The organism is Bradyrhizobium sp. UFLA05-108, assembly GCF_059803455.1.
Genome location: NZ_JBANAZ010000188.1, coordinates 1 through 1,454 on the forward strand (window position 1 = coordinate 1; position 1,454 = coordinate 1,454).

2 protein-coding genes are annotated in these 1,454 nt (G+C 61.9%); both read left to right on the forward strand.

Annotated features, from left to right (window positions below; translation table 11 throughout):
• A partial coding sequence (locus SO140_RS45845) for a LysR family transcriptional regulator (protein WP_498544185.1) occupies nt 1–832 on the forward strand: 832 nt, incomplete at its 5' end.
• 93 nt (nt 833–925) lie between these two features.
• Nucleotides 926–1,454, forward strand: a 529-nt coding sequence (gene gstA / locus SO140_RS45850; protein ID WP_498544186.1) for a glutathione transferase GstA, incomplete at its 3' end; no start/stop codon positions are given.

Consider the following 1,454-nt stretch of genomic DNA (forward strand, 5'->3'; position numbering starts at 1 on the left):
CACGCAGGCTGCGGCGCTCTGCGGCATGACGCAGTGTGCCGCCAGGCAGGCCATCGCTCAACTGGAGCAGAGGCTGAGCACCCGGCTTTTGGTGCGCCCGCCACGCAATGTCGTCCTGACCCAAAGCGGCCTGCAGATCGTCGCCCATGCCCGCACGATGTTGGAAGGACTGCGGGCCATTCAACAATGCGCGCAGCAAGCCGGTAACGCGCACGCGGGCAAAATACGCCTGGCCAGTTTCCCGTCGGCATTTAGCACGCTGTTGCCGCCGCTGCTGCGCAAGTTTCGCCGTCTGTATCCCGACATTGAGCTGATTACGCTCGAGGGCACCGACCACGAAGTGGAGAGCTGGTTAACATCGGCAACGGCAGACATCGGCGTGGTGCTCAATCCGGCACCGGAGCGGCTGTGTTTCCCTTTGGGGGAAGACACCTGGTTAGCGGTCGTGCCCAGCGCGCACCCGCTGGCGCGAGCGCGGCGGCCGGTGGCGCTGGATGCCCTGTTCCGGCTGCCTTTCATCCTGGCGACCGGCGGATGTGATGTGAATGCGCAAAGTTTAGCGCAGCAGTCGGGCCTGGCGCTGGCCGATATCCGCGCCACCGTCAGCGATTGGCAAACGGCGTTGACGCTGGTCAGAGAAGGCACGGGCGTTGCGCTGATGCCCGCGTCGGTGATCCCGCCCGATGCGCTCGGAGTTTGCGCTCTGCCGCTCGTTGCGCCGGTTTATCGTCGTTTCGGCCTGGCCTGCTCATCCGAGGCGGCGGCCCTACCGCCCGTCCAAACCCTGCTGAATTATCTGCGCGAACAGGAGCAAACCCTGGCCAGTCGCTGAGCTAATAGCGGCTTTCTGAAATTTCCATTTTCCCGCCGGCATCCGCGTCGGCATGCTGTGGCAAGCGCTCTCATTGACCCACAAGGAAATAGCATGAAGCTGTATTTTGCTCCCGATGCCTGCTCGCTGGCCCCACATATCGTCCTGCGGGAATTAGCGATCCCTTTCACCCTGGTCAGGGTAAACAATCGCAGCAAGCGCTGCGCCGACGGTGAGGATTTCTATCGCATCAACCCAAAAGGTTACGTCGCCGCCCTGCAGCTGGACGACTGCAACGTGATCACCGAAGGCCCCGCCATCGTTCAATACCTCGCCGACCAGCGCCCAGAGAGCCGGCTGGCACCGCCACCGACGGCCTTTGAGCGGGTAAGGCTGCAGGAATGGCTTAATTTCATCACCAGCGAGATCCATGCCGGTGCCGCCCCCTTGTTCAATGATGCCCTGCCCGAAGATGCCAAGGCGTTGCTGCGCGACAAGTTGAGACGGCGATTGGGTTATCTCGCGCAAGCGTTGGCACAACAAACTTACCTATTGGGAACGTATTTCAGCGTCGCTGACGCTTATCTGTTTACCGTGTTGCGCTGGATGGCGCGCTTCGAGATTTCGCTGAGCGAGTGGCCAC